At 65.1% G+C, this 25,740-nt stretch carries 26 protein-coding genes; 12 read left to right on the forward strand and 14 right to left on the reverse strand.

Going from position 1 to position 25,740, the window contains the following annotated elements; translation table 11 throughout:
* The first annotated feature begins 140 nt into the window (after positions 1-140).
* Positions 141-710, forward strand: a complete 570-nt coding sequence (locus tag IM701_RS03340) for a GNAT family N-acetyltransferase (protein WP_193827781.1) — start codon at positions 141-143, stop codon at positions 708-710.
* Between the two features lie 37 nt (positions 711-747).
* Here the strand turns inward: IM701_RS03340 and IM701_RS03345 are convergent, their stop codons facing one another.
* Entirely contained in the window at positions 748-1,632 is an 885-nt protein-coding gene (locus IM701_RS03345) for a metal-dependent hydrolase (RefSeq protein WP_193828325.1), read from the reverse strand.
* A 37-nt stretch (positions 1,633-1,669) separates the two neighbouring features.
* Between IM701_RS03345 and IM701_RS03350 the strand changes: the two genes are divergently transcribed.
* Complete coding sequence (locus IM701_RS03350) at positions 1,670-2,257, forward strand: TetR/AcrR family transcriptional regulator (RefSeq protein WP_039332680.1); 588 nt, start codon at positions 1,670-1,672, stop codon at positions 2,255-2,257.
* Here IM701_RS03350 and IM701_RS03355 read toward each other — a convergent pair.
* Positions 2,241-2,975, reverse strand: a complete 735-nt coding sequence (locus IM701_RS03355) for a folate-binding protein YgfZ (protein WP_193827782.1) — start codon at positions 2,973-2,975, stop codon at positions 2,241-2,243. The genes IM701_RS03350 and IM701_RS03355 overlap by 17 nt on opposite strands.
* A gap of 39 nt (positions 2,976-3,014) precedes the next feature.
* On the opposite strand from IM701_RS03355, the gene pyrC reads away from it, so the two are divergent.
* Positions 3,015-4,055: a dihydroorotase gene (pyrC, locus tag IM701_RS03360; RefSeq protein ID WP_062343686.1), complete on the forward strand. Its 1,041-nt coding sequence runs from the start codon at positions 3,015-3,017 to the stop codon at positions 4,053-4,055.
* A 4-nt stretch (positions 4,056-4,059) separates the two neighbouring features.
* Here pyrC and rarD read toward each other — a convergent pair whose 3' ends face one another.
* Entirely contained in the window at positions 4,060-4,947 is an 888-nt protein-coding gene (gene rarD, locus IM701_RS03365) for an EamA family transporter RarD (RefSeq protein ID WP_193827783.1), read from the reverse strand.
* 205 nt (positions 4,948-5,152) lie between these two features.
* Here rarD and IM701_RS03370 point away from each other — a divergent pair, with 205 nt between their 5' ends.
* Both IM701_RS03370 and IM701_RS03375 read left to right on the forward strand, forming a co-directional pair.
* Positions 5,153-5,629, forward strand: coding sequence for a glycine zipper 2TM domain-containing protein (locus IM701_RS03370; RefSeq protein WP_193827784.1), 477 nt, complete (start codon positions 5,153-5,155; stop codon positions 5,627-5,629).
* A 117-nt stretch (positions 5,630-5,746) separates the two neighbouring features.
* Positions 5,747-5,965, forward strand: coding sequence for a hypothetical protein (locus IM701_RS03375; RefSeq protein ID WP_193827785.1), 219 nt, complete (start codon positions 5,747-5,749; stop codon positions 5,963-5,965).
* A 4-nt stretch (positions 5,966-5,969) separates the two neighbouring features.
* Here IM701_RS03375 and astD read toward each other — a convergent pair whose 3' ends face one another.
* Both astD and IM701_RS03385 read right to left on the reverse strand, forming a co-directional pair.
* Positions 5,970-7,385: a succinylglutamate-semialdehyde dehydrogenase gene (astD, locus tag IM701_RS03380; protein ID WP_039332690.1), complete on the reverse strand. Its 1,416-nt coding sequence runs from the start codon at positions 7,383-7,385 to the stop codon at positions 5,970-5,972.
* 143 nt (positions 7,386-7,528) lie between these two features.
* Positions 7,529-8,950, reverse strand: a complete 1,422-nt coding sequence (locus IM701_RS03385) for a protein adenylyltransferase SelO (protein WP_193827786.1) — start codon at positions 8,948-8,950, stop codon at positions 7,529-7,531.
* 72 nt (positions 8,951-9,022) lie between these two features.
* Between IM701_RS03385 and IM701_RS03390 the strand changes: the two genes are divergently transcribed.
* From IM701_RS03390 to IM701_RS03410, 5 genes are all read left to right on the forward strand, one after another.
* Positions 9,023-9,877: an alpha/beta fold hydrolase gene (locus IM701_RS03390; protein WP_193828326.1), complete on the forward strand. Its 855-nt coding sequence runs from the start codon at positions 9,023-9,025 to the stop codon at positions 9,875-9,877.
* Positions 9,874-11,043: a glycosyltransferase family 4 protein gene (locus IM701_RS03395; RefSeq protein WP_193827787.1), complete on the forward strand. Its 1,170-nt coding sequence runs from the start codon at positions 9,874-9,876 to the stop codon at positions 11,041-11,043. Before IM701_RS03390 ends, IM701_RS03395 begins: the two co-directional genes overlap by 4 nt.
* A gap of 139 nt (positions 11,044-11,182) precedes the next feature.
* Complete coding sequence (locus IM701_RS03400; protein WP_193827788.1) at positions 11,183-11,941, forward strand: tetratricopeptide repeat protein; 759 nt, start codon at positions 11,183-11,185, stop codon at positions 11,939-11,941.
* A gap of 18 nt (positions 11,942-11,959) precedes the next feature.
* Positions 11,960-13,300: a PQQ-binding-like beta-propeller repeat protein gene (locus IM701_RS03405; protein WP_039332699.1), complete on the forward strand. Its 1,341-nt coding sequence runs from the start codon at positions 11,960-11,962 to the stop codon at positions 13,298-13,300.
* A 151-nt stretch (positions 13,301-13,451) separates the two neighbouring features.
* A complete protein-coding gene (locus IM701_RS03410) occupies positions 13,452-14,786 on the forward strand; it encodes an isoprenylcysteine carboxylmethyltransferase family protein (protein ID WP_193827789.1) in 1,335 nt (444 codons plus the stop codon).
* A 3-nt stretch (positions 14,787-14,789) separates the two neighbouring features.
* Here the strand turns inward: IM701_RS03410 and IM701_RS03415 are convergent, their stop codons facing one another.
* The 3 genes from IM701_RS03415 to IM701_RS03425 form a co-directional block, all read right to left on the reverse strand.
* Positions 14,790-15,089, reverse strand: a complete 300-nt coding sequence (locus tag IM701_RS03415; protein ID WP_193827790.1) for a putative quinol monooxygenase — start codon at positions 15,087-15,089, stop codon at positions 14,790-14,792.
* On the reverse strand, positions 15,089-16,462 hold the full coding sequence (locus IM701_RS03420; protein ID WP_193827791.1) for a glutamate--cysteine ligase: 1,374 nt from the start codon (positions 16,460-16,462) through the stop codon (positions 15,089-15,091). The genes IM701_RS03415 and IM701_RS03420 overlap by 1 nt, the downstream gene beginning before the upstream one ends.
* Positions 16,463-16,573: 111 nt before the next feature.
* Complete coding sequence (locus tag IM701_RS03425; RefSeq protein WP_062343675.1) at positions 16,574-17,323, reverse strand: 16S rRNA (uracil(1498)-N(3))-methyltransferase; 750 nt, start codon at positions 17,321-17,323, stop codon at positions 16,574-16,576.
* Positions 17,324-17,369: 46 nt separating this feature from the next.
* Between IM701_RS03425 and ubiA the strand changes: the two genes are divergently transcribed.
* A complete protein-coding gene (gene ubiA / locus IM701_RS03430; RefSeq protein WP_062343674.1) occupies positions 17,370-18,284 on the forward strand; it encodes a 4-hydroxybenzoate octaprenyltransferase in 915 nt (304 codons plus the stop codon).
* Here ubiA and IM701_RS03435 read toward each other — a convergent pair.
* Both IM701_RS03435 and IM701_RS03440 read right to left on the reverse strand, forming a co-directional pair.
* The gene (locus IM701_RS03435) at positions 18,263-19,108 is read right to left on the reverse strand and encodes an arylamine N-acetyltransferase (RefSeq protein ID WP_062343673.1); all 846 of its coding nucleotides are present in this window, start codon (positions 19,106-19,108) and stop codon (positions 18,263-18,265) included. The two genes, ubiA and IM701_RS03435, sit on opposite strands and share 22 nt — an antisense overlap.
* On the reverse strand, positions 19,098-19,475 hold the full coding sequence (locus tag IM701_RS03440; RefSeq protein WP_193827792.1) for a VOC family protein: 378 nt from the start codon (positions 19,473-19,475) through the stop codon (positions 19,098-19,100). The genes IM701_RS03435 and IM701_RS03440 overlap by 11 nt, the downstream gene beginning before the upstream one ends.
* A gap of 105 nt (positions 19,476-19,580) precedes the next feature.
* Here IM701_RS03440 and soxR point away from each other — a divergent pair, with 105 nt between their 5' ends.
* Complete coding sequence (gene soxR, locus IM701_RS03445; RefSeq protein WP_039332918.1) at positions 19,581-20,021, forward strand: redox-sensitive transcriptional activator SoxR; 441 nt, start codon at positions 19,581-19,583, stop codon at positions 20,019-20,021.
* Here soxR and smc read toward each other — a convergent pair.
* The 4 genes from smc to IM701_RS03465 all read right to left on the reverse strand — a co-directional run bounded on the left by smc (position 20,018) and on the right by IM701_RS03465 (position 25,736).
* The gene (gene smc, locus IM701_RS03450) at positions 20,018-23,458 is read right to left on the reverse strand and encodes a chromosome segregation protein SMC (protein ID WP_193827793.1); all 3,441 of its coding nucleotides are present in this window, start codon (positions 23,456-23,458) and stop codon (positions 20,018-20,020) included. The genes soxR and smc overlap by 4 nt on opposite strands.
* Before the next feature lie 31 nt (positions 23,459-23,489).
* Positions 23,490-24,239 carry a thioredoxin domain-containing protein gene (locus IM701_RS03455; protein ID WP_039332715.1) on the reverse strand — a complete coding sequence of 250 codons (750 nt, stop codon included), beginning with the start codon at positions 24,237-24,239 and terminating at the stop codon, positions 23,490-23,492.
* Between the two features lie 211 nt (positions 24,240-24,450).
* Complete coding sequence (locus IM701_RS03460) at positions 24,451-25,170, reverse strand: thioredoxin domain-containing protein (protein WP_193827794.1); 720 nt, start codon at positions 25,168-25,170, stop codon at positions 24,451-24,453.
* Positions 25,167-25,736: a DUF721 domain-containing protein gene (locus IM701_RS03465; protein ID WP_039332920.1), complete on the reverse strand. Its 570-nt coding sequence runs from the start codon at positions 25,734-25,736 to the stop codon at positions 25,167-25,169. The genes IM701_RS03460 and IM701_RS03465 overlap by 4 nt, the downstream gene beginning before the upstream one ends.
* Positions 25,737-25,740 lie beyond the last annotated feature (4 nt).

A 25,740-nucleotide genomic window follows, 5' to 3' on the forward strand; every position in this document is an offset into this window, starting at 1 on the left:
TCTTTTCATGTCTCCCTCGGACGCAAACCGCTCCCCTCGCAATCGGATGCAAAGACTGTCCGATCCGGCGAAGGGCGCAATACCTCTGTCACGTCAGCGTTTTAGGCGCGCTTGCAGAGGGGCCGATGAAGGAGAATCTGATGTTCATTCGCAGCGAACGGCTGTTCCTGCGGCCTGCCTGGCCGGAGGACTGGGCCGAACTCCATGCCCTGATCGACGATGAGGCCGTCGTGCGCAATCTCTCGCGCGCGCCATGGCCCTATGGCCCCGACGACGCCAAGCGTTTCGTCGCGGCTCCCCAAGGTGACAATCACCCGCACTTCCTTGCAACGCTTCCAGGTGCCCATGGATCGCGGCTGATCGGCTGCGTCGGCCTCATCGAGGATGCGGGCGAGACCGAACTTGGCTACTGGGTCGCACAGGCGCACTGGGGCCGCGGCTTTGCTACCGAAGCCGTGCGCAGCCTCCTCTCGTTGGCGCGCACGCTCGGCCATCGCCGCGTCAATGCGCGCCATTTCGCCGACAATCCGGCCTCGGCAAGGGTTCTGGAGAAGGCAGGCTTCCGGCCGACCGGCGAAATCCGCCTCGGCCATAGTCCGGCGCGGGCCAAGCCTGCGCCCACTATCCACCACGTCATTGATCTGGTTGCCCCGGTCGATTGTGACGGCCCGGAAGATGGCGGATTCGAGCCGATGCGACGCGCCGCCTGATGTAAAAAAGGGCTCCCCACCGGGAGCCCTTCGATCTTCAGCGCGGCATCACCGCATCGGGAAACTCGCTGTCGGCCTTGCCGATCAGCGCGCGGTCGTCGTGCTGCCACGGGTGGAACCCCGGCAGGAAGTAGCGGAGCCAGGCCGGGAAGATGCGGCGGATCACGCCGGGCTTCCACAGCAGGTAGGCGGCCAGCTTCCACTTCCACTTGGCGCCCGTCAGCCCGTCCTGCGCCAGCAGGTCCATCGTGTCCTCGACGCGGTGGGTGATGAAGTTCTTCGTCACCACCACCATCATCAGGCTCTTGACCTTCCAGCGTTTCCACCGGCTCCAGTTGCGCGTGGCATGGAGCCAGGTGTCATAGGCAACGCCCTTGTGCTCGATTTCCTCGATCGCGTGCCAGCGCCACATGTCGGCGGCTTCCTGCTCTGCCCCGGCAAAGTGTGCAGGGTTGGCAAGGAATTCGTGCGCCATCATCGCGGTGTAGTGCTCCAGCGCCATGGTGGCCGCCAGGTTGAGAATGACCGGGCGGTCCTTGGTCAGCGCCAGCAGTTCCTCGACGCGCTTGTCGATCCGCGCCATGTCGTAACCGGCGTTTTCGGCCTGACGGTTGAACGCGATGTGCTCGCGCGTGTGGTTGATCTCCTGCTTCACGAAAGCCCGGATCTCGGCCTCGAGCTTTGACGGCACGCCATCGCGGTGCGCCTTGACCGCTTCGATGAAGAACGCCTCGCCGCGAGGAAACGTGCCCGACAGTGCATTGTGCCACGCTGTTGCCACCGGATCGCCAGCCAGCCACCAGCGGCCCGCAGGCTCATTGCGGCCAAAGCGACGGTCGCGTATCGTGATCGTCAGGTCCGATGGGGTGGGCACGGCCTTGCCGGAGGCGGCGGTGCGCTCTAGGGCGATCGTGGGGGTCATGGCAGTCATGAGCCGTAATCTAGGCGTGCTTACACCAATGTCAATAAGGAAGCGTCTTCCGCCTGAAGAAAGCCGCATGGCTGCGCTCGAAGCCGCGCGCGCGCTGCTGGTGGAAGCGGGCCCTCAGGCTGTCACGCTCAAGGCTGTTGCCGGGCGAATCGGTCGTACGCACGCCAACCTGCTGCATCACTTCGGCTCCGCGTCCGGTCTCCAGAAGGCACTGGCCAAGCATCTTGCCGAGACGATCTGCGCCACTATCCGCGATGCGGTGATCGCCAGCCGCTCGGGCATCGGCAAACCCCGCGATGTCGTGGACCTGACATTTGATGCCTTTGACCGTGAAGGCGCGGGCGCGCTGGCCTCGTGGATGTTGCTTTCCGGCAACGAGGATGCGCTCGACCCCATCGTCGACACCATTCACGATCTCGTCGTCGATCTTGAGGAATACAGTTCCGACGCGCAGCGCAGCACCACCCTTGCGCTCACGCTCATGGCCTTGGGCGATGCCTTGATGGGCGGCCCGCTTGCAAAGGGTCTGGAACTGCCACGCACCGCAGCGCGCGATCGCGCCGAACAGATGCTGATCGAAGGAATTGCCGCCGGGCAGGTTACTCAGGCGGATTGAGGTCCATCCAGTCCGGGGCAAGGTCGGCTGGAATGTCATCCACCCGGCGATGGTCAACCGCAAGGCCAAGGTCCGCATAGGCCACGCGCTGCCGCGCCGGGTCTGACTTGTCCAGCGGCACCACCACCAGCCGACGATTGACCTTCTGTCGCCAGTTCATCCGCGCCGTATTCTCCTGACCCACATAGCAGCCCTTGGTGAAGCTCACGCCATTGAGGTCCACGGCGTTGCACTCAAGCCAGAGCACTTCGCCGTTGCCCAATTCAGCCTGGCCTTCGGCCACGCCCAACTTGAGTCGATGCGCGCGCCATGCATCGTCTCCCGCTTCGTCAGCATCGGACACCGGCGCAATCCACCGCTGCCCCAGCGCGCGCAGACGGGGATCGTCCGCGCCTCCATCGCCGGGGTGATCCTCCCAGAACACGCCGAGCGAATCGGCCCGTTCAATCCCGATCTTGCGCCGCAGCCGGTAGAGCATGAGGCGCTTGGCCAGGGCATCGGCACTGGCCGCCTCGCAATCGATCAGCAGGCCATCCACGCCATCGGGCCAGACGAGGAAGTCAAACAGCACCTTGCCCTGCGGGCTCAGCAGCGCCGTCCACACCGGCAGCACACCTTTGACATCGTGGGTCACAAGCCCCTGCAGGAAACCGGCAACATCCTCGCCGGGCTCAAGCGGAGAAAGGCGGATCAGGGCGCGTTCGAAGAGGCGGGTCATGACTGGTAGATAGGAAGCGTCACCGCTAAGGGGAACCCCATGACGACAACGACGACTCTGACGATCCGCCGCCCCGATGACTGGCACACCCACTTGCGCGACAAGGACGTGCTCGTTGGTGTCGCACCTTATACCGCGCGCCAGTTTGCCAGGGCGATCGTCATGCCCAACCTTTCGCCGCCGATGACCGATGTTGCGGGCGTTGCCGCCTATCGCGACCGCATCCTTGCCGCGCTCCCGGCGGGCAGCGATTTCACCCCGCTGATGACGCTTTACCTGACCGATTCGACCGACACTGCCGAAGTTGAGCGCGGTTTTGCCGAAGGTGTGTTCATCGCGGCCAAGCTTTACCCCGCCCATGCCACCACCGGATCTGCCCACGGTGTCACCGACATCCGCAATATCTATCCGGTGCTGGAGGTCATGCAGCGCATCGGCATGCCGCTGCTGATCCATGGCGAAGTCACCGACAGCCACGTCGACATCTTCGATCGCGAAGCCGTTTTCATCGACCGCACACTGACGCGCCTTGTTGCCGACATGCCCGAGCTCAGGATTGTTTTCGAACATATCACCACCGAGGAAGCCGCGCAGTTCGTGCAAGGGGCGGGGCCGAACGTCGCGGCCACGATCACGCCGCAGCACCTCCACATCAACCGCAACGCCATGCTGGTCGGCGGCATCCGGCCACATGCCTTTTGCCTGCCGGTGGCCAAGCGCGAAAAGCACCGCCTTGCCCTGCGCAAGCTTGCCACCTCCAGCTGCGAGCGCGTGTTCCTCGGCACTGACACCGCGCCGCACGCCAAGCACCTCAAGGAAACTGCCTGCGGCTGCGCCGGCATCTTCAACGCGCCCTTCGCGCTCGAAAGCTACGTCACCGTGTTCGACGAGGAAGGCGCGCTGGACCGCTTCGAGGCGTTCGCCTCGCTCAACGGCCCGGCGTTCTATCGCATGCCGGTGAACGAAAGCACGATCACGCTCGAGAAGGCTCCGGTGGAAGTCCCTGAAGTGCTCGATTGCAACGGCACGCTGATCGTGCCGTTCCATGCGGGCGAAACTCTCGCATGGCGGCTGGCTTGAACCTTCAGGCCTGACGGGTCCGCTTCACCATGTCCCAGCTGTAGAGCGCGATTGCCGCCCAGATCAACGCGAAGCATGCGAGCCTCGTAGTGTCGAGCGCTTCGCCGAACACCGTCAGCCCGAGAATGAAGCTGAGCGTGGGTGACAGGAACTGGACGAAGCCTAAGGTCGAGAGCGGTAGGCTTCGCGCCGCGACGGCGAACAGCAGCAGCGGTATCGCCGTCGCCACGCCCGAAGCGATCAGTAGCGGGGTCTCATGCCCGCCCATCGCGAGGGCCGACCCCGCGGGTGAAACCGCGCCAAGCCAGACGATGACCAGCGCTGGCGCCACCAGCAGCACGGTCTCGATCGTCAGGCCAGGAACCGCACCGACCGGCGCCTTCTTCCGCACGAAGCCATAGAACGCGAACGTGAACGCCAACGATAGCGCGACCGCCAGCGTATCCAGCGCGCCCCCGAGCAGCAGGGCTATTCCCGCACCAGCCAGCGCCACCGCCATCCATTGTACCCGGGTCAGCCGCTCGCCGAGGAAGACCGTGCCGAGAACGACGTTGATCAGCGGGTTGATATAGTAGCCAAGGCTAGTCGCCAGGACGTGCCCGCTGTTGATGGCGATCACGAAGATCAGCCAGTTCGATCCGATCAGCAGCGCGCTCAGCACAAGCAGGCCGAGCACATGGCCGCTGGTCAGCGCCGCCCTGACATCCAGCCATTGCTTGCGGAAGCTGATGATCACGAAGCAAACCGGCACAGTGAACAGAACCCGCCAGCCCACCAGTTCGAGCGGGGGCACCGCGTGAAGCGCGCGGAAATAGAGCGGGAGCAGGCCCCACATCACATAAGCCGCCAGTGCTGATGCGAGTCCCCGGCGTAAGGTGCTGGATTCGTTCATGCGGCGTCCCTGCCAGCAATGTCGGACGGGGCCAACCCCGCTCTGGCCCTCGTTTCATCGGCAACGGCAATCGCTTCGCCGCAAAGTTCAAATCTGACGCCCCGGTTGCGATCTGTTCAGGTTGGCGGGCGTAAATCTTAACCAACGAAGCAACAGGACCAGACTCCGAACGGTGCGGGTCCTCGATCAAATGAGGAGAACGTCAATGTTCAACCTGAAGAATACCGCCCTGGCCCTGGTTGCCGCATCAACCGTCGCTGCTGCCGTTCCGGCAAGCGCTGCAGTCTTTCCGCAGGCTCAGGCGAGCACCGCCGTTGCCGCCCAGTGGAATGAAGGCTGGAATGGCGAGAGCTGGGAACATGGTCGTCGCGACCGCGACTGGCGCGGTGACCGCTATTACGGCCGTGGCTACGACCGCAACTATTACCGCGGAAATGACCGTCGCTATTATGGCGACCCCGTCTATCGCAACACCCGCGTCTGGCGCGGCAATGATGGCCGCTACTACTGCCGCCGCTCGAACGGCACGACTGGCCTCTTGATCGGTGGTGCAGCCGGCGCCCTGCTCGGCCGTGAAGTCGCCGGTGACTATGGCGACCGCACTCTCGGCGCGATCCTCGGCGCCGCCGGTGGCGCCCTGCTCGGCCGCGAGGTCGACCGTGGCGGCTCGCGTTGCCGCTAAGTCAGGCCTCCTGAGTTATTGACCGTCCTTCGGGTCGCACTGAAAGGTCGGCGAGGGAGCGCTCCGCAGATGCGGGACGCTCCCTTTTTCTTAACCATGCCGCGCTAGTCCACCATCATGCGCAGCCTTGGCCTCGTTCTCACACTGACTGTCGCTGCCTGCGGGTCTGCGCCTGTCGAGCAGGACAAGACCCCGCTGGACCCGGTAATGACCGAGGCGCTCGAAGGGCAACTGATGGTCGATCCCGACCTCAGCCAGCAGAACATGCGCAATCTCGCGATCGTTCCCGGCGGTCCGATCGATCCGGCGCTCCCGCTCCCCGATCCGAAAAGCTGAATGCCTATTCGCTGCGCAGGCCCACGCCGATGCTTGCGCGCGGCTGATCCATCTCGCTCGAGGCGACCGGGTAGGCGCAATAGTCCGCCGCGTAATAGGCGCTCGGCCGGTGGTTGCCTGAAAGCCCGACACCGCCAAACGGCGCGGCAGACGACGCACCATTGGTCGGCCTGTTCCAGTTGACCACGCCCGCTCTGATATTGGCCCAGAAGCGGTTGTAGTCCTGCGGGGTGCCGCCGATCAGCGAGGCAGAAAGACCGAACCGCGTGTTGTTCGCCTCGGCAATCGCCTCGTCGAAATCATCGACCTTCACCACCTGCAGGAGCGGGCCGAACAGTTCCACATCAGGCCGCTCGGCAATGCCGGTAACGTCGATGATCGCCGGGCTCAGGAACGGCAGTCCGTCCTGAAGCCGCACCATGTGCTTGATTGGCCGTCCGCCCGACGACAGCAGGTAGACGAAACTTTCGGTCAGCCCGTCAGCCGTGCGGTTGTCGATCACCGGGCCCATGAAGGGCGCCGGCTCGTCGAACGGAGCGCCGACGATGATCCGGTCGGCCAGATGCTTCACCTGGCTCACCACCTCGTCGTACATCGAAGATTTGACGATCAGGCGCCGCCCGGCCGTGCAACGCTGCCCGGCGCTGGTGAACGCCGATTGCACGATCAGCGTGGCGGTATCCTCGATCTTGGGTGTATCCCACACCACGATCGGGTTGTTGCCGCCCATCTCCAGCGCCACGATCTTGCCGGGATTCGAGGCCAGCTTGCGGTTGATCGCGATGCCAGCGTGGGCAGAGCCGGTGAACAGCACGCCGTCGATCCCGTCATGGGCGACCAGCGCCTGACCCTCGGCGGGGCCACCGATCAGCACCTGGACCACGGCCGCCGAGATGCCCGCCCGGTGGAAGCACTGCGCCAGAAGTTCACCCGTCGCCGGGGTCTTTTCCGAAGGCTTGAACACCACGGCATTGCCGGCAATCAGAGCCGGCACGATATGGCCGTTGGGCAGGTGGGCCGGGAAGTTGTATGGCCCGAGCACTGCCAGCACGCCATGCGGCTTGTGGCGCAGCGCCGCCGTGCCTTGCAGCGCGCTGTCCAGCTTGCGCTGCGACGTGCGGTCGGCATAGGCGCGGATCGAGATCTCGACCTTGTTGACGACACTTTCGACTTCAGTGCGCGCTTCCCACAGCGGCTTGCCCGTTTCGCGCGAGATCATTGTCGCCAGCTTGTCGGCGTCCTTGCGCACTTCGTTGGCGAAGCGGCGCACCAGCTCGATGCGCGTGGCAAGGGGCTGCGCTGCCCATGCCGGCCAGGCCCTGCGCGCACGCGCGACGACTTCTTCGACGTCGCCGATCTTGCCGCGCCACACTTCGGCGCCGGTTGCGGGTTCAAACGAAACGATTTCGGCAGCTGCCACGGATTTGCCTGCTCTTCTTTTCAATTCTTGCGCGAACGATGGGTCCCGATCCCGGGCGTACCGTAACGCAGCGTTGGTTACCGATTAAACAAAATTCATGGGAGGGACCACCCCTGCCTTTCGGATTTCAAACGGGGCGGAATTCACGCGGCCGAATGACCCACAGGTTCCGGCCTTGCGCCCATTGCCTCGCCCATGCGCCGCACTGCATCGACTTTGGCGAACAGACCGCTCCAGTCGTCCTGTCCGGCAATCGGAGCCCAGATCGCCTCCACTTCATCGATCAGCATGGACTGCGGTGCTGCATCGGACCAGTACGGATGGCTACTGTCGGTCGCAACGTAAGGCGCCAACGATGCCTTCAGCGCCTGCTCCTCCTCGCTTGCCCCGAACGGTCCGCGCCCGCCGCGATGGGTGAAGAAGAACGCATCCGGTCCCAGTCCCCGCCTTGCCATCACCTTTTCGCACGCCCCGATCAGCGCCGTATCCTCTTCCAGCCCTCGCTGTTCCACACCCAGCCGCCACAGCCATCGCTTCGTCATGGCCTGCTGGTACAGCTCGGGATAGCGGTTGAGCGCCTCGATCAGCGGCGGCGCCTCTACCAGCGTGCGCAAGGCCACGGCCAACTGCCCGCAATTCCAGTGAATTGCCTCGGGCTGGCGGCCATAGGCATAAAGCCCCTGGTGATCGAAGTACGCCGCGGTGAAGCCAGGATCCCACTTCGGCAGCCAACGCCACGGCCCATAGTCGAAGCTTTCGCCCGTCACGTTCATGTTGTCGGAATTGAGCACGCCATGGACGAAGCCTGCCACCATGTAGCTCGCCGCCATGTCGGCCATGCGCTCGACAACCTGGTTGAAGAACCGCACCGCCGGATGGGGCGCATCTGTGTGGCCCCCCGGAAAGTTCGCCCCTGGAAAGTTGTCTAGGCAGTAAGTCACCAGTTGCGCCATCTCGTCATCGAGCTCCAGCGCCGCCAGCCGCTGGAACGTGCCGATGCGGATGTGCCCATGGCTCAAGCGCACCAGCACTGCCGATCGCGTCGGCGAGGGTTCGTCACCGCGATACAGCGATTCGCCGGTCTCGATCACCGAAAGCGTGCGACTGGTATTCACCCCCAGCGCCTCGAGCATCTCGGTCGCCAGAATCTCGCGCACCGCGCCTTTCAGCGTCAGTCGCCCATCGCCGGCGCGGCTCCACGGCGTCTGGCCGGAACCCTTGGTGCCCAGATCCATCTGCCGCCCGCCTGCGTCGAACATCTGCGCAAAGGTAAACCCGCGCCCGTCGCCCAGGTCAGGGTTGTAAACCCGGAACTGATGCCCGTGATACCGTAGCGCCAGCGGTCCCGGCATGTTGTCGGCCAAAGGCTCGAAACGCCCGAAATGGCGCACCCATTCCTCGTCGGTCAGACCCGCCAGCCCGATCTCGGCCGCCGCCCGGTCATTGCGCCAGCGCAGTATGGTTTCGGGAAAGTCCGCCGCCTTCACCGGATCGCCGATCCAATCGGCCAGAGCCATGATACGGGGTGAGGGGCGATAGATCGCGTCTTGCGGGAGCGCCTGCATCCGGCAATAGTGGGCATGACCAGGCCTGCCCGCAAGCAGGCACCCCCGATTTCACGCGGAATACCAGACGAAATGGCCGAATACGAAGATCGCTACTGGACCAGCAGCGACGGATTGCGCCTGCATTTTCGCTACTTCGACGGCGATTCCAGCAAACCTCCGGTAATCTGCCTGCCGGGATTGACCCGTAACGCCCGCGATTTCGAAGATCTTGCTGCCCGCCTTGCCGGCTCTTGGCGGGTCCTCTGCCCGGAAATGCGCGGCCGCGGTGACAGTGATTACGCCAAGGACCCGATGACCTACACGCCCATGCACTATCTGCAGGACGTCGAGGCGCTGCTGGCGCAGGAAGGGATCGAGCGTTTCGTTTCCATCGGCACCTCGCTCGGCGGCTTGCTCACCATGCTGCTCGCGGCCGCCAACCCACAGCGCATCGCCGCCGCCGTGCTCAACGACGTCGGCCCCGAGGTCTCAGAGAAAGGCCTCGAACGCATCCGCGGCTATGTCGGTCAGGGGCGAAACTTCGAAACCTGGATGCACGCCGCCCGCGCGCTTCAGGAAAGCAGCGGCGACGTCTACCCCGATTGGGACATCACCCAATGGCTCCGCTATGCCAAGCGCATCATGGTCCTGGGTACCGGCGGACGCATCGCCTTCGACTATGACATGAAGATTGCCGAGCCGTTCGAGGCTCCCGCCGGCGCGACCCCGCAAGTCGACATGTGGCCGCTGTTCGATGCACTCGCCACCCGTCCGCTGCTGATCTTGCGCGGCGAGAATTCCGACATTCTCGAAGCCGCCACCGCACAAAAGATGGCCTCACGGCCCGGCGTCGAACTCGTCACTCTCCCGCGCACCGGCCATGCGCCAACACTCGATGAGCCGGAAAGCATCGCCGCGATCGGACGGCTGCTGGCCCGGGCATGAGCCGCCCACCGGTCAAGGGACCCCTGAAACTGCTCCACCTGCATTCGACGTTCGATGCAGGCGGCAAGGAACGGCGCGCCGTCGCGCTGATGAACCGCTGGGGGAAGGGGCGGAAAGATCAGCCGATCGAGCATCACATCGTCTCGGCTCAACCTGGCGCGATGGGCGCCAAGGCCCTGATCGACAAGAAGGTGTCCGCGTTTTTCCCGTTCGGCTTTCCGCCGCTTGCGGGAAAGCTTGGCGTTGGCCGCCTGCGCCAGCTCGCCCGCGCGATGCGGGGATTCGACCTCGTCCTCACCTACAACTGGGGCGCGATGGACGCGTGCATGGCCCATGCGGTCTTCGCGCCGACCATGGGCCTTCCTCCCCTGATCCACCATGAAGACGGCTTCAATGCCGACGAGGCCGATGGCCTCAAGACCAGCCGCAACTGGTACCGTCGCGTTGCGCTTGCCCGCGCCAGTGCGCTGATGGTCCCCTCGCGTCAGCTTGAGCACATTGCACTCACCGTCTGGCACCAGCCGCGCAGCCGGGTTCAGCGCATCGCCAACGGCATCGACACTGGTCTCTATGCCCGCAAGCCCAAGCCCGACCTGCTGCCTCGCGTGGTCAAGCGCCCCGGCGAGAAGTGGCTCGGCACGCTCGCCGGCCTGCGCGCGGTGAAGAACCTGCCGCGCATGGTCCGCGCGATGAAGGATCTGCCGCCCGAATGGCACCTTGTCATCCTCGGCGAAGGCCCGGAACGCGAGGCGATCACAGCCGAGGCCATCCGCCTGGAGCTCGGCCACCGCGTTCACCTGCCCGGTCACGTCGCCGATCCGTCGCTCGCCGTCGGCCTGTTCGATCTCTTCGCGCTCTCGTCCGACAGCGAACAGGCACCGCTTTCGGTGATCGAGGCCATGGCCGCCGGGCTCGCCGTTGCCAGCCCGGACGTGGGTGACGTCGCGGAAATGGTGGCGGAGCCAAACCGGCGCTTCATCGTGCCCGCCAACGATGAGGCTGCCTTCGCCGGCGCAATCGCCACGCTCGCTGGTGACGAACCGCTGCGCCGCGCCATCGGCAAGGCCAATCGTGATCGCGCCCGCGCCGAATTCGATGAGTCCGTGATGGCGAACCTCTACGCGCAAGTCTACGCGCAGGCGCTGGGGACCAACCCGTTCCGCTGAACAGCCTTCAGCAAGCGTTCACGCTCGTCGCGGCAGGTGGGGCACGAGCAATCAATTCCGTTGAAAAGGCGGGCCCATCCGCTAAACACCGCGCCAGACACACGCTAGCAAACGTCAACCAATTCCCGAAAGCGCTGCCTTGGCTCTCCGTCCTGATAATCCGCAATCCCGTTCCAACCAACTCGCCGAGCGTTCGGCCGGGCAGGGCGATGCCTTCCTGCGTGAAGTGGACGATGCCCTGCGCGAAGATCAGGTCTACACCGCGATCCAGAAGTACGGTAAGCCCGTCGGTGCGCTGATCGTGGCGGGCCTGCTCGGTCTGGGCGGTTATCTCTGGTATGAAAACCACAGCAACGCCAAGGCTGCCGAACAGGGCGAAGTGCTGACGAAGGCACTCGACAACCTGGAAGTGCGCAATCTCAAGGCTGCCACCGATGCGGTTGCCCCCCTCGCTGCCGAAGGGACTGACGGTTACCGCGCTACTGCGAAGATGCTGGCGGCGGGTGTCCTGTCCGAACAGGGCAAGAACGCCGAAGCGGCCAGGGCTTTTGCCGCGATTGCCGCCGATGCCGACATTCCGCAGGCCTACCGTGATCTCGCCACGATCCGCGAAGTCTCGCTGACTTTCGACCAGCTCGGTCCTGACAAGGTGGTTGAGCGTCTGAAGCCGCTGGCCGTACCCGGCAATGCCTGGTTCGGCAGCGCGGGTGAACTCGTCGGCATGGCCTATGTCAAGCAGGGCAAGAACGACCTTGCCGGAGCGATGTTCGCGCAGATTGCCAAGGACAAGACCGTGCCTGATACCCTGCGCCGCCGCACGCGCCAGATGGCCGGGTTGCTCGGGGTGGATGCCGTGGAGGATCCCGGCACCGCCACGATAGTGCAGAGCGCGCAATAAGTTTTGAGGATGCATTCGATGACGCCGAAACCCAATTTCCGCCGCGCTTCGCTGACCAGCGTGGTGGTTCTCGCGCTCGCTCTTGGCGGTTGCGGCGTCTTCAAGAAGGGCGTGAAGACCACGCCGACGGTCGGTTCGCGCCAGCCGATCCTCTCCAAGATCGATGCCGGCACCAAGGTCGATGATTCGATCTCGCTGATGACGGTCGTGCTTCCCGCTGCGGAAGTGAACACCGAGTTTGCGCAAGGCGGCGGCAACGCCTCGAAATCCTACGGCCACGCCGCCCTTGCGGAATCGCCCTCGCGCGCCTTCAGCGTCTCGATCAAGGGCTCGAATGCCCGCCAGCGCCTCGCCGCATCGCCGGTCGTTGGCGGCGGCAAGCTCTTCGCGATGGATACGGACGGCACCGTCCATGCCTTTGACGCAAGCACCGGCGCCCGCGTGTGGGACACCTCGGTCCGCGCTGAAAAGCAGAACGCCGGCTCCACCTTCGGCGGTGGCGCATCCTATGATGACGGCAAGGTCTACGTCACCAACGGCGTCGGGGAAGTCGCCTCGCTTGATGCCAGCTCGGGCGAAATCAAGTGGCGTGTGAAGCCCGCTGGCCCGTTGCGCGGCTCGCCCACGGTCGCTTTCGGGCAGGTCATGGTGATGAGTCAGGATAACCAGCTCTTTGCCCTCAACGAAGCCGATGGTGCTGTGCTGTGGAATGAAAGCGCTTCGGTAGGCCAGACCAACGTGTTCGGCGTTGCCTCGCCAGCAGCAGGGCAGGGCACCATTGTCGCCGGTTTCTCCTCGGGCGAGCTCGTCGCCTATCGCTATGAGAACGGTCGCCAGCTTTGGGCTGACGCTCTGGCTCGCACCTCGATCGCCACCTCGGTTTCGACCCTGACCGACATCGACGCCGATCCGATCATCGAACGCGGCCGCGTCTATGCGCTGGGGCAGGGCGGACGCATGGCCGCCTATGAACTGGTCACCGGCCAGCGCATCTGGGAATTGAACCTCGCAGGCATCTCCACCCCCGCCATCGCCGGAGACTGGATCTTCGCGCTGACCGACGAAGCCAAGTTGCTGTGCATCGCCAAGTCGAGCGGCAAGGTCCGCTGGATGACGCAGCTCCAGCGCTACCGGAACGAAAAGAAGAAGAAGAACCAGATTCTCTGGACCGGCCCCGTTCTTGCCGGCAACCAGCTGTGGATCGCCAACTCGCGCGGTGAAGTCATGCGCGCCTCGGTAAATGACGGCACGGTAAGCGAATTCACCAAGGTCGGCTCCAGCGTCACCCTTGCGCCCATCGTCGCCAACCAGACGCTCTATATCCTCGATGATGGCGGCAAGATCACCGCGTTCCGCTGAGCGCGACCTTGGGTCTGATGCTTCGACAAGCTCAGCATGAGCGGATTTGGTAGCGGCTCATCAAAGGGCCGCTCACCCTGAGCCTGTCGAAGGATGCCCGCGCTTGGTCATCACAACCATATCCTAACCCTTTGATGCGATGGACAGGTGCATGAGCGCCCGTCCGGCCCCGCCTCCGTCAGACGTCTCCGCAGGCACCGGCCTTGCCGGGATCATCGGCCTTGTGCTGTGGGTCCTCACCTGCCGCTTCTGGCCTCAGATCGTCACCACGCTGGGCCTCTCTGCCCCCGCTGAAGTGATGGACGGCCCCTCCGCTGCGCTCGCCGCCCTGCTGTTCTCGGGTAGCGCGATGATCGGTTACGCGCTGCTGGTGGAGAAGGTCCACCTGCGCCCATCGACCGGCATAGACTGGTCTCGCCCACGCCCCTTGCGCGAGGTCCTCGACATCTCGATCACCAAGATCGCCGGGCTCTGGACCACGTGGGCCGTCATCGGCTTTGCCTACTGCATCGCCCGCTGGTACTGGCGCGGACAATACGTCTTCGCGATGGAAGTGCTGGAAACGGCCGCGCCATTCCTGTTCCTTGGCGCCATCCCTTATGTCCTCTGGCTGGACCGCGTCCTCGTCAACCCGCGCGATGCATCGTGGCACTTCGGCGCCATGCTCATCGGGCGCGAACCCTGGGACCCGGCGGAAGTGAAGCGCCACGCCCTGGCCTGGCTGGTCAAGGGCTTCTTCTGTGCCTTCATGATCTCGATCGTGCCCGGTGGCTTCGCCGCAGTCATCCACTTCGACTGGGCTTCCGTTCTCGACGACCCCGTCGCGCTCGGCACCCTGTTGATCGAAACGATGTTCATGATCGACGTGCAGATCGCCATGGTCGGCTACCTCGTCACCATGAAGCCCCTGGACGCGCAGATCCGCACCGCCAACCCGCACCTCTCGGCATGGGTGGCAGCGCTGATCTGCTACCCGCCGTTCATCCTCATGGGCGATGGCGACGTGCTGGATTATCGCCACAACGGCGCGGAATGGGCCTACTGGCTCCAGGGTCACACCGGCCTGCTCTGGCTCTGGGCAGGAGCGCTGGTGTTCCTCACCGCCGTCTACGCCTGGGCCACCGTCGCCTTCGGCCTGCGCTTTTCGAACCTCACCTATCGCGGCGTCCTGACCAACGGCCCCTACCGCTACACCCGCCACCCCGCCTACCTGTCCAAGAACGCCTACTGGTGGCTCGCCTCGCTGCCGTTCCTCACCACCAGCGGTTCGATGGTCGATGCGATCCGCAACACCGTGATCCTCGGCCTCGTCAGCGCGGTCTACTACTGGCGCGCCCGCACCGAGGAGCAGCACCTTCTTGTCGATGACGCCAAGTATCGCGAATACCATGCGTGGATGGCCGAACACGGCCTTATCACGTCGATCCTGCGCAAGCTCGCCCGCGCTGTCACGCCGCGCCGGCCAGTTGTCCAGCCGGCCGAATAGGCGTCAGACCTCCGCGCCCTCGTCGGTTTCGAACACGCGAATCTTGCGCTCGAACAGCCCCAGCGTCGCACGCTCCTGCGCCCACGCCTTCATGTGCTCGGTCTGGAAATGCGCCTTGAGCGCGCCCATGTCGCGCCACTTCTCGGCGATATGGATCAGCTCGGGATCGAGCACGTCCTGCGCATAGGCATACTGGATGCAGCCATCCTCGGCCAAGGTCGCAGCGATGACCTTGGCCATCATCGGGCGGATCGCCTCGATGTTCTCGACCGGAACGCGAACAGTGCCCATCACGATGATCATCAGAAGCTCTTCTCGCCATAGATGCGCGAAAGGTCGCCGCCCCATTCGCCGTGGTAGAGGTCAAGCAGGCGTTCGGCGGGGGTCTTGCCCGAAGAGACAATCTCGTCGAGCGGCTGGAGGTAGCCCGTCTCGTTGTCACCCGCCTCGTTCAACTGCGCGCGTGCAGCCAGGCCTGAGCGCGAGATCGCCACAACTTCGGCAGCAACATCGCGCAACTTGCCCCCACCCGGCAGCGACGCATCAAGCCCCAGCTTCGGCACTTCGGCGCGCAGGCGTTCGCGCCCTTCCATGTCCCAGCCCTTGACCAGGTCCCACGCCGCATCGAGCGCGCCCTGATCGTAGAGCAAGCCCACCCACAGCGCCGGCAGCGCGCAGATACGGCTCCATGGACCACCATCGGCCCCGCGCATTTCTAGGAACGACTTGAGCCGCACTTCGGGGAAGGCGGTCGAAAGATGGTCGTTCCAGTCCGAAAGCGTCGGCTTCTCGCCGGGCAGCACCGATAGCTTGCCGTCAAGGAAATCGCGGAACGAAAGCCCTGCCGCATCGATGTACTTGCCGTCGCGGAACACGAAATACATCGGCACGTCGAGCATGTACTCGACATAGCGCTCATACCCGAAGCCTTCGTCGAACACGAACGAGAGCATCCCCGTGCGCGCCGGATCGGTGTCGGTCCAGATATGGCTGCGGTACGACAGGAACCCGTTTGGCTTGCCTTCGAGGAACGGCGAATTGGCGAACAGCGCCGTTGCCAGCGGCTGCAGCGCAAGGCTGACGCGGAACTTCTGCACCATGTCCGCCTCGGATCGATAATCGAGGTTGGTCTGGATCGTGCAGGTCCGCAGCATCATGTCGAGGCCCATCGAGCCCACGCGCGGCATGTGCCGCAGCATGATGTCATAGCGGCCCTTGGGCATGATCGGCAGCTCTTCGCGGGTCTTGTCCGGCCACAACCCCATGCCGAGATAGGCAAGGCCCAGCTTGTCGCCGATCGTCTTGACCTGCGCCAGATGACGCCCGGTCTCGGCACAGGTCTGGTGCAGGTTCACCAGCGGCGCGCCCGAAAGCTCCAGCTGCCCGGCCGGCTCCAGGCTCACCGCACCATCGGGGCCAGACATTGCGATGACGTTCCCGCCCTCGATGATCGGCTCCCAACCATACTCGGTCAGCGCGTTCAGCAGGTCGCGAATGCCGCCTTGCTCGCCATATGAAGGCGCCGCCCGGTCAGCCGTGCGGTAGACGAACTTTTCGTGCTCGGTGCCGATCCGCCAGTTTTCCTTGGGCTTTTCGCCCTTCTGCATCGGCACCACGAGCATGTCGCGGCTCTCGATGACGGGATCGTTGCTATTTGAAACTTGCCGCGTGCTCATGCCCGCTTCCGTTAATGGGCGGGACAGCTTTTAGCCAGCCTAATTGTAGCACGTCACCTGCAAGGCAATGTTGCCAAGAGCGCGCCAATCGCCTGTAACTTCAGGCGGCTCTCATCCGAACCAGTCGCCCTGCATGCCCATCCACAAGGCCGTCCCGGCGATCGCCGCCGTCTCGCCGCGAAGGATGCGCGGTCCCAGCGAAAGCGCCGCTGCCGCCGGATGCGCCCTCACCAGGGCCCGCTCCGCCTCGTCAAACCCGCCCTCCGGCCCGATCAGCAAGGCGGCCGGCCCGTTATGGATCGAAAACGCCACCGCCGCCGGCATCCCGCCGTTCTCGTCGGCAAAGAACAGCGTTCGCCCTTCCGGCCAGTCGCGCAGCAGATGCTCCAGCTTCACCGTCTCGCCAAGGTCTGGCAACGCCGTGCGGGCGCACTGCTCGGCCGCCTCGGTCATGATCGTCAGCGCGCGTTCCGGGTTCAGCTTGTCCGCCACGCAGCGCCGCGTCACCACCGGCACGATCTTTGCCGCGCCCAGTTCTGTCGCCTTTTCCAGCACCAGATCGAAGTTCGGCTTCTTCAGCAGTGCCGCGCAGAGCCAGAAATCAGGAACGTCCTCGCGTTCACGCAGACGCCGCTCGACCTCGACGACCACCTCGCGCTTGCCGGCCTCGGTCACGCGCGCCAGCCACTCACCGGTGCGGTTATCGCAGACGATCACCGCATCGCCTGCTCCCACGCGCATGACCTTGCCCAGATAATGCGCCTGCTGCCCCTCGATCGGCAGTCGCATTCCCTCGCTCAACGTCGTATCGACGAACAGCCGCGGCGCGGATTTCGGTGGCCAGGCAGGAGTCGCGGTCATCCCCACCGCCTAGCGCGGATATTGCCTTTCGTTAAGAGTCTGTAATGTGACTTCGACCACTTCCGAAACGATCGTCCCCGACAGTGAACATAAGGGTCTGGTCGCCAGCCTGCCGCAACCTTGGCGCAACCTTGCCTTGCTGGCGCGGTTCGACCGGCCGATCGGCTGGTGGCTGCTGTTCTGGCCCTGCGCCTGGGGCCTGTTCCTGGGCGGCGGATCGGCGCGCTGGGGCATCCTCGCGTGGATGCTTTTGGGAGCCATCGTCATGCGCGGGGCAGGGTGCGTCTACAACGATATTGTCGATGCCGATCTCGACGCCCGCGTCGCCCGCACCGCGGCTCGCCCGATTGCCAGCGGCGCAACCACCAAGCGTACCGCGTGGATCTGGCTGCTCACGCTCTGCGCCGTAGGTCTTGTGGTCCTGCTCCAACTGCGCTGGGAAGCGCAGGTCGTGGCGCTTGGCAGTCTCGCACTCGTGGCCGCCTATCCCTTCATGAAGCGCATTACCGGCTGGCCGCAGGCGTGGCTTGGTCTTGTCTTTACATGGGGCGCGCCGGTCGGCTGGGTCGAGGCGACGGGCTTTGAACGCCTCGCCCCGCTGGCTGCGCTCTACGCCGGGTGCTGGGCCTGGTGCATGGCCTATGACACCATCTACGCACTGCAGGATCGCGAAGACGATGCCATGGTCGGCATCGGGTCCTCCGCGCTTTCGTTCGGGAGCCACGTTCGTGCAGGCGTCGGCGGGCTCTACGCGATGGCCTTGCTGTGCTGGGCAGGGGCGATCTGGCTCACGCGCGCCGATCCGCTCGCATTGCTGGCACTGGCACCGGTCTCGCTCCACCTCCTGTGGCAGGTCGCCACGCTCAAGGAAGATGGTGCCGATCCGCTGGCCAAGTTTCGGTCGAACCGCTTTGCCGGCTTCCTGATGGCCGCGGCCTGCTACGTCGTCGGCGCGGCCTGAGCGCCGAACAGCGCCTCGTGGCGGGCCTCGATCGCGGGCCACAGGTCAGCCGCTTCGGGCACGTCGATCAGGAACAGGTCGTGCAGGATGCTGACCAGCTCCCGAGCGGAGCCCAGTTCGCGCCGCTCTTCGCCATGCGCTCCCACAACCGTGAGCACCTTGCCCCTGAGCATCAGGTAGCTGCCCGAAAGCCGCCTCTGCACGGTCAGGTTCTGTACGAAGACCGAGGCAGGATCACTGGCCTGCCAATGGCAGAGCGCCGAAAGCTGACCCTCGTCGGCAGGTTGGTCCACGAAATCGTACGACATCGCTGTGGGGCCAAGGCTGACGGAAACCCGCCACATCGCGTCGTCTGTCCGGCCGAGCGACACCGGCAGCGGATCATGCATCCACTGCCCCGGTTCGAGCGGCACCGGCGCGCCGAGCCAGCTTCCGAACCCCGCATCGACCAGCTTCGGCCCATCGCACTGCACCAGCAGGCACAAGTGCGAACCCATGCACTCATCGCCGCGCGCTTGTCGCATGACCCCGGCGCTCATCCGCACGACATCGAACCCGATTGCCGACAATGCCGCGCCCAGTACGCCATTGTGCTCATAGCACCAGCCTCCGCGCCGCGCTTCCACCAGCTTGGCGAAGGCCGCGGCAGGATCGATCGTCAGGCTGCGACCAAGCTGTACATCGATGTTTTCGAACGGGATTGCCTGAACATGCGCCCTCACGATGGCATCCAGCGTCGGCAGGTCGGCGGCCACAGGCGCGGACACGCCGATCCGCGCCAGATAGGCGGCCAGTTGCGCAGGGGAGAGCGGTTCAATCGCCATAGCTGACCACTTCGAATTCGATCCCGTCCCAGTCATAGAAATAGAACCGCCGGCCCGGCTCATAGTCCGCATGATTGAACGGCTCGAGCCCCGCTGCAATCACGATCTGCTCGGCAGCGACGAGGTCATCCACTTCGATGCCCACGTGCTGCAGCGGCATGCCTTTGGCAAAGCGCGTCGAGACACCACCCGGCGGGGTATAGAACACGATGTAATGGTTCTCGGTGCCGAGATGGATCGAAAATCCATCGTCGATTGCCAGGCCACGCCAGCGTTCGTGCCACCCGCAAAGCTCAGTGAAGAACGCCGCAGAGCGTTCGGCATCGCTGACCGAGATGTTGACGTGTTCAAGGCGGGCAGACGGCATCGTCGGGGTCCTTTCGGGATACGGTGTCGAATCGATGCTTGCGAATCTGCAACCTCAAGTTAACTTGAGGTCAAGCGGAAAGCGTGGAGTCGCAGAACCTTGGCCATTACCCGCAACGATCTCATCCCGATCGGCACGCTCGCGCGCCGCACCGGCCTCGCGGTCAGCGCCATCCGTTATTACGAGGATCGCGGGCTCGTCACCTCGATCCGCACGGGCGGGAATCAGCGCCGCTTCCTTCGCTCCGACATCCGCCGGTTGAGCTTTGTGCAGATCGCGCAGAAGCTCGGGCTTGGCCTGGCAGAGATCGAACGCGAACTCGCCGCCCTGCCGCAGGGCCGCACCCCGAACGTGCTTGATTGGCAGCGCATAAGTCGCTCATTGCGCAAGGAAATCGACAGCCGCATCCAGCTCCTTACCCGCACCCGCAACAAGCTTGACGAATGCATAGGCTGCGGCTGCCTCAGCCTCGAACGCTGCCAGCTCTACAACAAGGATGACCGCGCCGCCGCAGCTGGGCCGGGGCCAAGGTATGTGCTGGATTAGCCCGCGTTCTCAAGCAGTTCCACTGCACCGCCCAAGTCCACGCTGACAAGGCGCGATACGCCGCGCTCTACCATCGTCACACCGAACAGGCGGTGCATGCGGCTCATCGTCACGGCGTTGTGCGTGACGATCAGGTAGCGGGTGCGGGTTTCGGCGACCATCGCATCGAGCAGGTCGCAGAACCGCTCGATGTTGGCATCGTCAAGCGGCGCGTCGACTTCGTCGAGCACGCAGATCGGGGCGGGGTTGGTCAGGAATAGCGCGAAGATCAGCGCGACGGCAGTCAGCGCCTGCTCGCCGCCCGAAAGAAGAGTCAACGATTGCAGGCGCTTGCCGGGTGGCTGCGCGAAGATTTCGAGGCCTGCTTCCAGCGGATCGTCGGAATCGACCAGCGCCAGATGCGCCTCGCCACCGCCGAACAGGCGGCTGAAAAGGCGGCGGAAGTGGCCATCGACAGCCTCGAATGCCGCCCGCAGGCGCTCGCGCCCTTCGCGGTTGAGGCTGCCGATGGAGCCTCTAAGTCTATGAACTGCCTCGGTTAGCTCCGCCTGCTCGGCCACCGAGGTACCATGCTTTTCCTCGGCATCCTTCAGCTCGTCAGCCGCCACGAGGTTCACCGGCCCAATGCGCTCCCGCTCCGCCGAGAGACGGTCCATCGTCGCCGACTCCTCGGTCGCGGCGGCAACGTCGGCTGAGGAAAATTCGAACCGCTCGGGCAGGAGTGGGGGAGGGCATTGGAAGCGCTCGCCGGAAATGGCCGCCATCTCCTGTCGGCGGGCGTCTTCGTTCTCGGCACGAGCCGATGCCCCGGCGCGACCTTCGCGGGCCGTGGCGAGCGCCTCGTTTGCGGTCGAGAGTGTGGCCTCTGCCTGCGAGAGTTGGCCTTCCGCCTCGGAGAGTTGCCGCTCTGCCTCGGAGAGTTGGAGAGTGAGCCGCGCGCGGATTCCCTCGCCCTGTTCGATCTCGGAAATCAGTCCCGCAGGCTTGGCGGCAGAGATCGCGCGCTCGGTTTCCAGCTCCTCGCGCCGCCCGGTCATCTCGGCAAGGCGCTTGGCGGCATCGCCAGAACGGGCCTGCCACGCACGGATATCGCCCTTGAGGCCCGCCAGCCGCTCCTTGCCCGCGGCGATCTGCTGTTCGAGCGCAGCCGACGCGGCGGTGGCGGATTGCAGGGTGACGCGGGCTGCGTCGTTGCGCGCGCGCGCCGCTTCCAGCGCCGCCCGGCCCGCCGCCGGATCGGGCAGGGTGCTGCGCTTGTCCTCAGCCGCCGTCACTTCCGCCTGGGCCGCAAGGCGTTGATCCGAAAGCTCTTCCTGCGCCCGCGTCAGTTCCGCCTTGCGCTGTTCGAGCCGCGCCCGCGCTGCCTCTGCGGCATCCAATGCCCGCAGTGCCATACGCTCGGCATCCGCAGCGGCAGAGAGCGCGCGTTCCACTTGCGTGAGTTCGCCCTGCACCTCGGAAAGCCTGGCGCGAACCTCTTCCTGCGCGGTCTCGGCAGACGAGACCGCTTGACGCCGCTCGGGCAGGAGCGCCTGCAACTCCGCCAGCCGGTTCTCGGCCTCAAGCGCAGCGGCTTCTGCGGCCCCTTCGCCCCGCGCGATGAAACCGTCCCAGCGGCGCAAGTGCCCGGCCTTTGTCACCAGCCATTCGCCGGGGACGAGCGCCTGACCTTCGTCGGCATCGACGACGCGAACCAGGGCGAGGCGCGCTGACAGTTCGGGCGGGCACTGGGGGACGTGATGGGCCAGCGAATCCGCAAGTGGCTCAGGCACTTGCGCACCTGTCCAGAAGCGCCCCTCCGCAGTGGCCGGGGCCGCGCCCACCGGAGCGGAGGCGTCACGCCCGAGCACGGCGGCCAAGGCGCGCTCGTAGCCTGGAGCAGCGCGGGTTCCGGCAATGGCGGACTGGCCCAAGCCCTTGGCGGAGCGCGCTTTCTCCCGCGCCGCCTTGTCGCGGGCGAGCGCGTCGGCTTCACGCTCGATCCCGGCAAGATCGGCGCGGGCTTGGGCCAACGCATTGCTGGTAGCGTCACGGCGGGCAGACAGGTCTTCGCGCTGGCCGGTGAGGTCCGCGCGGCGTCCCTCGGCAGACGCGATGGCCTCCGCGGCGGCCGCGCGCTTTGCTTCCGCCTCGGCAATCTGCGCAGCCGGATCGGCTTCGCGGGCAAGCGCTTCGGCCTGCTGGGTCAAGCGCGCGGCATCGCCATCGAGCCGGGTCAGCCTTTGGCGCGCAGCGGCGACGGCTGCTTCGGCCACGCGCCATTCGGCATCGATCCCGGCCTGCTCCGCCACACGTTGAGCGAGGGCGACTTCGGCTGCACGGGCGGCACGATCGGCGTCGTCCACGGCTGCGGCCAGCGTGGGGCGACGTTCGCTATCGGCGGCAAGCGAGTCCTCGGCTGCGGTGAGGTCCTGCTCCAGTTTCGCCATCGCCGCGGCGGCATCTTCGGTCAGCCGATCCGCGCTGGCGCGGTCTTCCTCGATCCGAGTCAGCTGGCGATCGATGTCCTTGACCCGCTGCTCAGCCGCTTCGAGCTGCGCCGTGAGCGAGGCCATGCGCTGGCCGTGGGCTGCGGCGTCCTGGCGCCGGTCGAACAGTTCGTCCCGCGCCTCGGCCAAGGCTGCAGCAGCCTTGTGCTGGGCTTTCTGGGCCGCTTGCGCGAGGTCGGTAGCCCGCTTCACTGCTTCCTCGGCCGCGACGGCCTGCTTGCGTGCAGCATCGGCGGCGGCGGCGGCATCGCGCCAGCGGGCGAAGACGAGGCGGGCTTCGGCGAGGCGGATCTTCTCGCTGACGGCGCGATAACGCTCGGCAGCACGGGCCTGCCGCCTGAGCGTGCCGATCTGGCTTTCGAGGCCTGCCAGCATGTCTTCAAGCCGCGCCAGGTTTGCCTCGGTTGCGCGCAACTTCTGTTCGGCATCGCGGCGCCGCACGTGGAGGCCAGCAATCCCGGCCGCTTCTTCGAGCATCATGCGACGTTCGGCAGGCTTGGCGGCGATTACTGCGGCGATCCGGCCCTGGCTGACCAGGGCTGGGCTGTGCGCGCCAGTTGCCGCGTCAGCAAAGACCAGCGCCACGTCCTTGGCGCGAACGTCCTTTCCGTTGACGCGATAGGCGCTGCCTGCGCCGCGCTCGATGCGGCGGATGACTTCAAGCTCTGCCCCGAATGGCCCGTCAGGATCGGTTTCGGCGGTGAGCAGGACTTCGGCAAAGGACCGGGCCGGGCGGGTTGCGGTCCCGGCAAAGATCACGTCTTCCATGCCGCCGCCGCGCATGGATTTGGGCGAGCTTTCGCCCATGACCCAGCGGATGGCTTCGAGAAGGTTCGACTTGCCGCAGCCGTTGGGGCCAACGACGCCGGTGAGGCCAGGTTCGATGCGCAGTTCGGCAGGTTCGACGAAGCTCTTGAAACCGGAGAGTTTCAAGCGCTTGAATTGCACCGATCAGGCCCCCCGACCCGTCTCGGCCCCCTTAGCGGGCGCCAGCCTTCTGCAGCAGCGGTTCGAGTTCCTGCCAACTGGCAACGCCGGTCTTGCTGCCGTTGAGGAAGAAGGTCGGCGTGCCGGTGATGTCGAACTCCTTGCTCCACTGTTCGTTGGTGGTGGCAAGCTTTGTCGCCTTGGCGCTGTCAGCCAGGCATGACGACCCCTGAGCGGCCGCAATGCCGCGCGAGGCGAAGAATTCGCTCATGCCGCCGAGCTGGGCAATGCCGGCAAAGCGCTTGTCAGCGGGAAGGTTCTGGATCTGCTGGAAGGCGGCTTCGTCCTTCTGCAGGTTGGTGAACATGTTGGGTTGCCAGGCCCAGAACTGCTCCGACAGCGGAATCACAGCTTCGGGGGCGCCGCACGTGGCCAGCAGCACCGCCGGCATGTCGAGCGCGTTCAGCAGGAACAGGCGCAGTTCATAGGAAACGCGGCCCGATGCGATGTATTCATCGCGGAGCTTGGGGAAGCCCTTTTCCGAAAATTCCGCGCAGTGCGAGCACGACAGCGCGCCGAATTCGATCAGCTTGATCGGGGCGTTGGGATTGCCCATCAGGTAACCGCCTTCGGGCGTGACCGAGAAAGTTTCGGTCCACGACTGGCCGGCGGGCGCAGGAACCTTGGCAATCGGCTCTGCGCTGGCAATCTCGCCTCCGGCAGCGGCGTCCTTCTTGTCACAGGCGGCAAGGCCAAGCGTCAGCGGAAGGGTGGCAAGCAGGAGCGCGCGGGCGAGTTTCATCGTCTGGATATTCCCGTTTTCTGGCGGTTTGGAAGGACGCTAGCGGATTGTTGCCGGGGTTTGAAGGGGGTGTGCGGTGGGGTTGTGGATGGCGGTTGATCGAGAGGTCATGGGCCCCGGCCTGCGCCGGGGCAACGGAGAAATGAATGGCCTTCTTGCTTGTCGCCCCGGCGCGGGCCGGGGCCCATGAGGCCCGAAATATGAAACTTCCTCAATCCATCCGCGCGAGGATTTGCGGGCGCAGCGAATCCCAGTCATGGGTGCCTGCGAGCAGGATGCCATCGATCATGAAGCTGGGGGTGCCGGTGACGCCGAGCTTCTCGGCAGCGTCATTGGTCCGCTGGGCAAGCTTGTTGGCCAGCGCTTCGTTCGACAGGCAACGGTCCATCGCCTGACGGTCCATCCCACGGGCTGCCATGAATTCGTAGAACTTGAAGTCGCTGGCGATGGCGCGGGTGCGGGTGGCGAAGGGGCCGGTTGTCCACCGCTGGCGCTGCGCTGCGGTGGCGTTCGAAAGCGGGCCGATCCACTGCGGCTGCAGGCGCATGAAGGCAGTGTGCAGCTGGAAGAAGCGGTTGGCGGGCACGCAATTGGTGATGAGCGCCACGGTCATGTCCACCGGATCGCGCACGAAATTGCGCACTTCAACTGCGCCCTTGCCGGGGGCGATCATGCCGATCTTGAGCTGGCCTTCGGACTCGGTCTCGAAATGCGAGCAGTGCGGGCAGGTGTAGCTGACGAATTCGATCAAGCGCAACTTGGCGGCGGGGTTGCCGAGCACGTGATGGCCTTCAGCCGTGATGGAGCCGGTGACGGCCCAGTTGAGGCCGCCTGCCGGGCGCGGTGCAGGTTTCTTGGCTGCTTGGCCGGATGCTCCCGTTGCGACGAGTGCCATGGCGGCAATTGCTGCTGCTGCAAACTTGCGGATCATCCGATCTTCTTCCCCCCGGTTGCACTATCGAGACTGCGCGCCAGCGATTCCAGCACCGTGCGCAGTTCAGGATCGCCGATATCGCGCAGCGAATCCCCCAGTTCCATCGGTATCGGCTTCAGCGAGGGAGGCGCCGCACGCGGTGCTTCCTTGGGCTTTGGTGCCTGAACGGCGCCTTGCCGTATCTTTACCTTGGCCACGGCATTGTAGCCGAAAAAGCGGTTCACCCGATCAATGATCTCGGGCGTGACATGCTGGATCAGCGGCGCATGCGCCGGGCTGACGACCAGTTGCAGGATACCTTCGGATTTCTCGCCCGGGGGAAAGCGGATCGATTCGGGCATGCAGTGCCGCGCATGCCGCTCGCCCACGATCTCGGGCCAGCGGGTGACCACGCTGGATTGCACGAAGCCGAACCGGCGGAAGGCGGTGCGGCCGATGGCGGGCATGAGATCGGCGATCTGGCGCGCTTCACCGCCCCTGGGGCGCTCGTAGAGCTTGCCCGCCTCGGTCTTGGTGGACCGGGCGCTCTTGCGTTTCGGCGCGTCCGAAGGGGTGCTTTCCATATCG

The organism is Novosphingobium sp. ES2-1 (genome assembly GCF_015169775.1).
Lineage (GTDB): Bacteria > Pseudomonadota > Alphaproteobacteria > Sphingomonadales > Sphingomonadaceae > Novosphingobium > Novosphingobium subterraneum.

Bases quoted from the DNA above. Each gene is read 5' to 3' on its own strand.
- IM701_RS03455 (WP_039332715.1), bottom strand. From the start codon at position 24,239: ATGAAACTCGCCCGCGCGCTCCTGCTTGCCACCCTTCCGCTGACGCTT.
- IM701_RS03385 (WP_193827786.1), bottom strand. From the start codon at position 8,950: ATGCAGGCGCTCCCGCAAGACGCGATCTATCGCCCCTCACCCCGTATC.
- IM701_RS03350 (WP_039332680.1), top strand. From the start codon at position 1,670: ATGTCAATAAGGAAGCGTCTTCCGCCTGAAGAAAGCCGCATGGCTGCG.
- IM701_RS03340 (WP_193827781.1), top strand. From the start codon at position 141: ATGTTCATTCGCAGCGAACGGCTGTTCCTGCGGCCTGCCTGGCCGGAG.
- IM701_RS03370 (WP_193827784.1), top strand. From the start codon at position 5,153: ATGTTCAACCTGAAGAATACCGCCCTGGCCCTGGTTGCCGCATCAACC.
- IM701_RS03460 (WP_193827794.1), bottom strand. From the start codon at position 25,170: ATGATCCGCAAGTTTGCAGCAGCAGCAATTGCCGCCATGGCACTCGTC.
- IM701_RS03420 (WP_193827791.1), bottom strand. From the start codon at position 16,462: ATGAGCACGCGGCAAGTTTCAAATAGCAACGATCCCGTCATCGAGAGC.
- IM701_RS03390 (WP_193828326.1), top strand. From the start codon at position 9,023: ATGGCCGAATACGAAGATCGCTACTGGACCAGCAGCGACGGATTGCGC.
- IM701_RS03375 (WP_193827785.1), top strand. From the start codon at position 5,747: ATGCGCAGCCTTGGCCTCGTTCTCACACTGACTGTCGCTGCCTGCGGG.
- IM701_RS03415 (WP_193827790.1), bottom strand. From the start codon at position 15,089: ATGATCATCGTGATGGGCACTGTTCGCGTTCCGGTCGAGAACATCGAG.
- IM701_RS03405 (WP_039332699.1), top strand. From the start codon at position 11,960: ATGACGCCGAAACCCAATTTCCGCCGCGCTTCGCTGACCAGCGTGGTG.
- IM701_RS03345 (WP_193828325.1), bottom strand. From the start codon at position 1,632: ATGACCCCCACGATCGCCCTAGAGCGCACCGCCGCCTCCGGCAAGGCC.
- IM701_RS03440 (WP_193827792.1), bottom strand. From the start codon at position 19,475: ATGCCGTCTGCCCGCCTTGAACACGTCAACATCTCGGTCAGCGATGCC.
- IM701_RS03395 (WP_193827787.1), top strand. From the start codon at position 9,874: ATGAGCCGCCCACCGGTCAAGGGACCCCTGAAACTGCTCCACCTGCAT.
- IM701_RS03465 (WP_039332920.1), bottom strand. From the start codon at position 25,736: ATGGAAAGCACCCCTTCGGACGCGCCGAAACGCAAGAGCGCCCGGTCC.
- IM701_RS03355 (WP_193827782.1), bottom strand. From the start codon at position 2,975: ATGACCCGCCTCTTCGAACGCGCCCTGATCCGCCTTTCTCCGCTTGAG.
- IM701_RS03435 (WP_062343673.1), bottom strand. From the start codon at position 19,108: ATGGCGATTGAACCGCTCTCCCCTGCGCAACTGGCCGCCTATCTGGCG.
- IM701_RS03425 (WP_062343675.1), bottom strand. From the start codon at position 17,323: ATGACCGCGACTCCTGCCTGGCCACCGAAATCCGCGCCGCGGCTGTTC.
- IM701_RS03410 (WP_193827789.1), top strand. From the start codon at position 13,452: ATGAGCGCCCGTCCGGCCCCGCCTCCGTCAGACGTCTCCGCAGGCACC.
- rarD (WP_193827783.1), bottom strand. From the start codon at position 4,947: ATGAACGAATCCAGCACCTTACGCCGGGGACTCGCATCAGCACTGGCG.
- pyrC (WP_062343686.1), top strand. From the start codon at position 3,015: ATGACGACAACGACGACTCTGACGATCCGCCGCCCCGATGACTGGCAC.